Annotated in this window: 7 protein-coding genes; 4 read left to right on the plus strand and 3 right to left on the minus strand. The window is 67.8% G+C overall.

Going from position 1 to position 7,159, the window contains the following annotated elements:
* From AC1DOC_RS12235 to AC1DOC_RS12250, 4 genes are all read left to right on the plus strand, one after another.
* A partial coding sequence (locus AC1DOC_RS12235) for a pentapeptide repeat-containing protein (RefSeq protein WP_478129864.1) occupies positions 1-811 on the plus strand: 811 nt, incomplete at its 5' end.
* On the plus strand, positions 808-1,920 hold the full coding sequence (locus AC1DOC_RS12240; protein ID WP_027729622.1) for a pentapeptide repeat-containing protein: 1,113 nt from the start codon (positions 808-810) through the stop codon (positions 1,918-1,920). The genes AC1DOC_RS12235 and AC1DOC_RS12240, both read left to right, overlap by 4 nt.
* Positions 1,917-2,651 (plus strand): DUF3540 domain-containing protein, encoded by a 735-nt coding sequence (locus tag AC1DOC_RS12245; RefSeq protein WP_027729621.1) that lies wholly within the window; start codon positions 1,917-1,919, stop codon positions 2,649-2,651. Before AC1DOC_RS12240 ends, AC1DOC_RS12245 begins: the two co-directional genes overlap by 4 nt.
* A gap of 15 nt (positions 2,652-2,666) precedes the next feature.
* Complete coding sequence (locus AC1DOC_RS12250) at positions 2,667-3,053, plus strand: DUF4150 domain-containing protein (protein ID WP_012747972.1); 387 nt, start codon at positions 2,667-2,669, stop codon at positions 3,051-3,053.
* Between the two features lie 5 nt (positions 3,054-3,058).
* Here the strand turns inward: AC1DOC_RS12250 and AC1DOC_RS12255 are convergent, their stop codons facing one another.
* The 3 genes from AC1DOC_RS12255 to AC1DOC_RS12265 all read right to left on the minus strand — a co-directional run.
* Positions 3,059-4,042 (minus strand): tripartite tricarboxylate transporter substrate binding protein, encoded by a 984-nt coding sequence (locus tag AC1DOC_RS12255; protein WP_027729620.1) that lies wholly within the window; start codon positions 4,040-4,042, stop codon positions 3,059-3,061.
* Positions 4,043-4,133: 91 nt separating this feature from the next.
* On the minus strand, positions 4,134-5,210 hold the full coding sequence (locus AC1DOC_RS12260; RefSeq protein WP_027729619.1) for a patatin-like phospholipase family protein: 1,077 nt from the start codon (positions 5,208-5,210) through the stop codon (positions 4,134-4,136).
* A 349-nt stretch (positions 5,211-5,559) separates the two neighbouring features.
* Positions 5,560-7,159, minus strand: a 1,600-nt coding sequence (locus AC1DOC_RS12265; protein ID WP_478129865.1) for a helix-hairpin-helix domain-containing protein, incomplete at its 5' end; no start/stop codon positions are given.

The raw sequence follows: 7,159 nt of genomic DNA on the forward strand, positions 1-7,159 counted from the left end.
GCGCCAGGCCTCGTTGACGGGCTGCAACCTGGAGCGTGCCAACCTCAGCCTCGCGCGCTGCGAAAACACCAACTTCGCACGGGCCCGCTTCGAGCGCACGCAGATGGAAAAGCTGCGCCTCGACGGCTGCTGTCTCGACGAAGCGAGTTGGAGCCATCTGTTGCTGCAGGGGATCGAACTCGCGGACTGCAGCCTGCGGCGTGCCGACCTCCGCTACGTGAGCATGGCCGAACACTGCCGGCTGGCGCGCTGCGACTTCGGCGAGGCACGCCTGGAAAAGGTGCTGTTCGTGCAGGCCGAATTCGAGTCGGTGGATTTTTCCGGCGCCACCGTCGAAGCCTGCAGCTGGGCCCACACGCCGCTGCACAAGGGCATCCGGTTTCGGCATGCCCTGCTCAAGACCACCAGCTTCGTCGGCACCACGGATCTTCGCGAGGCCGACTTCGAGGATGCCACGCTGGTGCATTGCACCCTGCGCGAACTGCCTCTCGATGGCGCGACCTTCAGGCGGGCGACGCTCGATACCTGCGATTTCTCCTCCGCGTCGCTCAAGGGCGCGGACCTGCGCGCGGCGGCGGCGCCCGACAGCCTCTTCATCCGCGCCGATTTCACGCGTGCCTCCCTGCGGCTCGCCAATCTCATGAATGCCAACCTTCAGAAGGCCTGCCTGGTCGATGCCGACCTGGGCGAGGCCAACCTGTTCCGTGCCGATGTCTCCCAGATCCTCATCACCCCCKGCACGATCACCCTGGGTGCCCACATCGACCAGATAAAGACACTGCCCCGGCGCCCCGAGGCGGGCAGCGCGTGAATGCCGAGGCGCTGGCAGCCCAGGTCCGCAACGGCGAGCCGATCCGCGAGAAGGACTTCAGCCACATGGACATGAGGGGCATCGACCTGCGCGGCGGCGTGTTCAGCGAATGCAGCTTCCGGGGCGTTCAGGCCGATGCCGCGCGCCTGGGCGAATCCCTCTTCGAGAAATGCCGCTTCGACCAGGCGCAGTTGCCGGCGGCGGAGCTGACGCGCGCCGCCTTCCACGAGTGCAGCCTGCAGGATGCGGTGCTCGATGCGGCCTCCATGCCGCATTCGGTGTTCAGCGGCTGCACGCTGCGGGGCATTCGGCTGGAAGAGGCCTTCATGGACCAGGCGAACTTCCATCGAAGCGAGCTGCGCAACGCCTGCTTGGACCGTGCCAGCCTCGACAAGGCCGTGTTCTCCGAGTGCGACCTGACGGGCGCGTCCTTCAATGCGGTGGCCTTCTCGTCGACCATCTTCTTTCGCGCAGCGCTGGCGGGCACACGCTACGCCGGAGCCAGCTTCACGAACGCGATCTTCAGCGAGGCGGATCTTGCGGGGCAGGACTTCTCCGGGCAGCAGTTCCACCTCTGCCAGTTCATCGATGCGGTGCTGGCGGCCTGCCGATTCCGCGATGCGCGCCTCACGCAGTGCAACTTCAAGGGGGCCGACCTGCGCAATGCGGTGCTGGCAGGGGCGCAGGCCATGCAGTGCCTGTTTCCCGAGGCCGATCTGCGCGGCGTCGATGCGCGGCGCGGCCACTTCCAGCAGAGCATCTGGGTCGACGCCCATCTCGACGGCGCAGACTTCTCGCAGGCGCAGCTCGAGCAGGGCGTCTTCCATCGCGCGCACTGCGGGCAGACCGCATTCGCCGGCAGCCGCCTGGACTACGCCGATTTTTCCTACGCCTCGCTGGTCCAGGCCGACTTCCGCGATGCCGCTTTCCTGCGCACCGTGTTTCATCGCGCCGACCTGGACGGCGCGAGGTTCAGTACCCGCCTGGGTACGCTGGACCGGGACCCTGCGCTGCACGAAGCCGAGAAGGTGGCGCTCCAGCAACCCGAGCGCCCATGCCGCCTGGACCGCGACATCCATGGCCGCCGCCCCAAGAAAGAAAGCCCATGACCTCCACCCGGACCACCGTCGGCGACACGATCGCCACTGCACGCCATGCAATGCAAGGCGTGCTGGATCCGCTCATGCAGCGCCCTTCGCATGCGGCCCGCGCGGACTCCGGCACGCGGACCGCCACCGTGATTGCCAGCGATGGCGATCCCTGGTTCGACGTCGACCTCGACGACGGCCAGGGATCGCTGCGCTGCCGGCGCGTCGCCAGCTGCCTGCTGCTGCCCGCGCCGGGCGATACGGTGCTGATCACCTCGACCCGCCAGGGCGGCAGCTACGTCATCGCGGTGGTCGTCCAGGCCGACCCGCGGCAGGCGACGCTGGCCGTGGACGGCGACCTGACGCTGGTGTCGCGCTCGGGTGGCATCCGCGCGCGCAGCGCCGGCCCGATGGCGCTGGAGTCGGACACCTCGATCGCCATGCAGTCGCCCGAGTGGCGCGCGCAGGCCCGGCGGGCCCATTGCGAGATCGGGGAGATGGACTACCAGGGCGCCCGCATCCGCTTCAGCGTGCTGGTGTCGCGCTTCGTCGGGCGCACCTGCGAGGTGGTGCTGGATCGCCTCAACCTGCTCACCCGCTCGAGCTTCCGCCTGACCGAGGAGATGGAACAGGTGCGTGCCGGCCAGATCGACATCCAGGCCGAAGAGACCCTGCGCCTGCATTCGAAGAACACGCTGCTGACCAGCAAGGGGCTGGTCAAGGTCGATGCCGAGCAGATCCACATGGGCTGAAAAAAGGAGCACCGCATGTTCGCCAACTGCCAGATGATGGGCCTCGATCTCGCCTTCCCCGACGTCTGCAAGACGCCGCCGGCGCTGCCCATTCCCTACCCGAACTTCGCGCTCGGACCCACGGCCATCCCCAACGCCTGGAACATCCTGTACGGCGGCGCGCCGGCGCACAACCTGGCCACCGTCACGCCCATCACCAACGGCGACAACGCGGGCGTGCTGATGGGCGTGGTGTCGCAGACGGTGATGGGCCCTTCGCGCCACATCACCGGCGCGTTCACCGTGCTGCTCAAGGGCACGCCCTGCACGCGCATGACCAGCCTGTCGGTGCAGAACCGCTGCAACATCGTCGGCATGCGCATCGTGCCGAGCCAGTTCAAGGTGCTGGTGCTGGCGGCCTGATTTTTTTATTCCGCCTTCACGCCCGCCGTGCGGATGACCTTGCCCCACTTGGCCGTCTCTGCCTTGATGAAGGCATCGAACTCCTCGGGCGTGCTGCCGGCCGGAATGGTGCCCATGGCGTCGAGCTTGGCGCGCGTCTCTTCGCTTTTGATGATGCGCGCGATCTCGTCCGACATGCGCTTGACGATGTCGCGCGGCGTACCGGCCGGCGCCAGCATGCCGGCCCAGGTGCTGCCGGTGAAGCCCGCGAAACCCTGCTCGATGAAGGTCGGCACATCGGGCGCAGCGGCCAGGCGCTTGTCGCCCGCCACGCCGATGAGCCGCACCTTGCCCGCCTTGGCCTGGTTGATGAGGCCCGTGGGTGCATCGAAGAACAGCTGGATCTGGCCGCCCATCAGGTCCGTGAGCGCGGGCACTGCGCCGCGGTACGGAATGTGGATCATGTAGGTCTGCGTGAGCGACTTCCACAGCTCGGTCGTCAGGTGCGCGGCCGAGCCGTTGCCCGACGAGCCGAAGCTCACCTTGCCGGGATTGGCGCGTGCGTAGTCGATGAGTTCGCGCGCGGTCTTGAACGGTGCATTGATGTTGACCGCGGCCAGCAGCGGCGAGATGCCCATCAGCGAAACACCCGCCAGGTCCTTTTGCGGGTCGTAGGGCAGCTTGGGGTACAGCGTGGTGTTGGCCGCATAGGCCGCGATCACGACGCCGAAGGTGCTGCCGTCGGGCGGTGCCTTGGCAATGGCATCGACGCCGATCAGGCTGTTGGCACCTGGCTTGTTGTCGACCAGCACCGGCTGGCCGAGCCGCGCCTGCAGGCCCACCTGCACCAGCCGCGCCATCTGGTCCGTGAACCCGCCCGGCGTGTAGGGCACGATGATGCGGATCGGCTTGTTCGGCCACGCGCTCTGTGCCAGCACGGGCATCGGAACGGTCGCGGCGGCAGCGGCGGCAAGGGTGAATCGGCGGCGTGAAATGCGGGCCTGCGGCATGGATGGCGGCTTTCTCTGGACAAGAATGATCCGGCCATTCTCGAAGCCGCTGCGCCGCCGACCCCTCAGGGTTTGCCCCGGCGGGGCCTGTTCAGAGCGGCAGGATGTCGCGCGTGCGACCGCCGGTTGCGAGCCAGGCTTCGAACTCGTCCGACAGCCGCTCGGCCTCGCGCGTGGCACGGCTCCATGCGCTGATGCGCGCCTGCGCGTCGTTCGCAAAGTGGATGAAGTCCTTGCGGTCCGGCAGCTTGCCGTTGGGCAGCGAGCGCACCCAATCGGCATCGGGCGCGAGCACCACCATGCGGTCCAGGAAGCTGGTGGACCTGTGGCGCCAGCGCAGGCCCTTGTCGAGCCAGCCCGGCACCACCGCGCGTTGGAAGTGCGGGTACAGCACGATGCCTTCGTCGGCCGGCTGGTAGTCCAGGTGCAGGTGGTAGTCGGTGATGCCGCCATCCCAGTACGCACCGCGCGGCGCGCCGGGAATGTCGTGCACCGCGGCCAGGAGAAACGGAATGGAGCACGAGGCCTGCAGCACCAGGTTGAAGTTCTCTTCGCTGAGCGCGTGCTGGCGCGTGCGGAAATCTTTCGTGCCGAAAGGCAAGGCCGCGCCGGGCGTGGAAAACACGCAGCGCTCCAGCCATGCACCCAGCCCCTTGCGATGCAGGCTGTTGGTGGCAAAGGCGCCCAGGTAGCCGACCGGCGTGCGTGCCCTGCCCTCGCGCCCGAGGATGTGGCGGCCGCGCGAAGTCACCACGTGGAGCTTGTAGCGCGCATGGCCCAGCACCTCGCCGATGCGCCCGCCGTAGAAGTTGGCCAGACTGTCGGCAAAGCGCTCGCTGAGCTGCTGCGGGCTCAGGCGCTTCTGCCCCGGCGGTACTTCGAACTGCTGGCGCACGTAGTCGTGCTCGAAACGCGCAAAGGCTTTCTGCGGATCCGCGAGGCAGGCCGTGGCCAGCCGCCATGCGCCGATCGACGCGCCCACCAGGTGCACCGGCTGGCTCGACTGCGCGAGCCAGCGCCCGAAGATGAAGCGGTCGAGCGGCCCAAGGATCAGGCCCTTGGGCCCGCCCGCCGCGCCGGGGATGGTGCCCACGTCCTGCGGGCGCAGGCCGTGCTGTTCGATGTGCTTGCGGGCGGTGGGGCCGGCGTAGATGCGCAGGGCTTTCATGCCACCCTTTGCTCGGAAATGACATCCATGTGCAAAGAAGGCATCATTGATCCGGCGCCACACCCCGCCTGCGTGCTTCACCTCTCCGCAGAACGAGGAGCTCGCTACGCGCAGGCGCGAAAAGCAGCAACTCCTTGATCGAGGGAGTGGCCGCAGTGGCCTCTTCGCCTTCGGGTTGAGCGCCTTCTTTCGATTGCCCGCTCGGACAGGCATTCGGACGATCGATGACGCGCACCTTCGTGATTGGGACTGGCTGGTGGCTCATTGCACTCACTCCCTCGGCCCGGTTTCTGACTTGCTCGGCAACTTGATCGCCCCGTTCGCTACGAGATGACGCTCTCAATGAATACTACTTGCGCAACCCCTGCAGCTTGGCAAACGCACTCGCCATCTGCCCCGCCGGCTGCGGCGAGTTGTCGCGGCGCGGGCCCTGCTGCTGGCCGCGGCCGGCGCCCTCGAAACGGTTGTCGCGCGGGCCGTCGCGGCGCGCGGGGGCGGCGTCGAGCTTCATCGACAGGCCGATGCGCTTGCGCGCCACGTCCACTTCCATCACCTTGACCTTGACGATGTCGCCGGTCTTCACGACCTCGCGCGCATCGTTGACGAACTTGTGGCTCAGCTGGCTCACGTGCACCAGGCCGTCCTGGTGCACGCCCAGGTCGATGAAGGCGCCGAACTGCGCCACGTTGCTCACGGTGCCTTCGAGGATCATGCCCTCGACCAGGTCCTTGATGTCGTCCACGCCGTCGTTGAAGCGCGCCACCTTGAAGTCCGGGCGCGGGTCGCGGCCGGGCTTCTCGAGTTCGCCCAGGATGTCCTTGACCGTGATGACGCCGAACTTCTCGTTGGCGAACAGCTCGGGCTTCAGGGTCTTGAGCATCTCGGCGCGGCCCATCAGCTCGGCAATGGGCTTGCCGGTCTTGACGATGATCTGCTCGACCAGCGGATAGGTCTCGGGGTGCACGCCGGTCACGTCGAGCGGGTCGGCGCCGCCGCGGATGCGCAAAAAGCCCGCGCTCTGCTCGAAGGCCTTGGGGCCGAAGCCGCTCACGTCGAGCAGCTGCTTGCGCGTGGAGAACGCGCCGTTGGCTTCCCGCCAGCGCACCACCGCCTTGGCCACGCTGGCCGACAAGCCCGAGACGCGGCTCAGCAGCGGCACGCTCGCGGTGTTGAGGTCCACGCCCACCGAGTTCACGCAGTCTTCCACCACGGCCTGCAGCGTGCGCGCGAGTYCGCTCTGGTTCACGTCGTGCTGGTACTGGCCCACGCCRATSSWCTTSGGRTCGATCTTCACGAGYTCGGCCAGCGGGTCCTGCAGGCGGCGCGCAATGCTCGCTGCGCCGCGCAGGCTCACGTCCACGTCGGGCATTTCCTGCGAGGCGAATTCGCTGGCCGAATAGACGGAAGCACCGGCCTCGCTCACCACCACCTTGTCGACCTTCATCTCGGGCGCGCCGGCCTGCGCGGCCATCTTGGCCAGCAGCTTGATGAGGTCGGCGGCCAGCTTGTCGGTCTCGCGGCTGGCGGTGCCGTTGCCGATCGCGATCAGGTTCACGCCGTGCTTGGCGCACAGCTTGCCGAGCGTGTGCAGCGAGCCTTCCCAATCCTTGCGCGGCTCGTGCGGGAACACGGTGGCGGTCTCGACCAGCTTGCCGGTGGCATCGACCACGGCCACCTTCACGCCGGTGCGGATGCCGGGGTCCAGCCCCATCACGACGCGCGGGCCGGCCGGCGCGGCCAGCAGCAGGTCGCGCAGGTTGTCGGCAAACACCTTGATCGCCACCTTCTCGGCCTCTTCGCGCAGGCGGGTGAACAGGTCGCGCTCGGTGGAAAGCGCGAGCTTCACGCGCCAGGTCCAGGCCACGCACTTGCGCAGCAGGTCGTCGGCCGCGCGGCCGGCGTGGCTCCAGCCCAGGTGCAGCGCGATGCGGCCTTCGGCGACGCTGGGC

Source organism: Variovorax sp. 01T439_2 (assembly GCF_056398445.1).

Bases quoted from the DNA above. Each gene is read 5' to 3' on its own strand.
- AC1DOC_RS12245 (WP_027729621.1), top strand. From the start codon at position 1,917: ATGACCTCCACCCGGACCACCGTCGGCGACACGATCGCCACTGCACGC.
- AC1DOC_RS12250 (WP_012747972.1), top strand. From the start codon at position 2,667: ATGTTCGCCAACTGCCAGATGATGGGCCTCGATCTCGCCTTCCCCGAC.
- AC1DOC_RS12255 (WP_027729620.1), bottom strand. From the start codon at position 4,042: ATGCCGCAGGCCCGCATTTCACGCCGCCGATTCACCCTTGCCGCCGCT.
- AC1DOC_RS12260 (WP_027729619.1), bottom strand. From the start codon at position 5,210: ATGAAAGCCCTGCGCATCTACGCCGGCCCCACCGCCCGCAAGCACATC.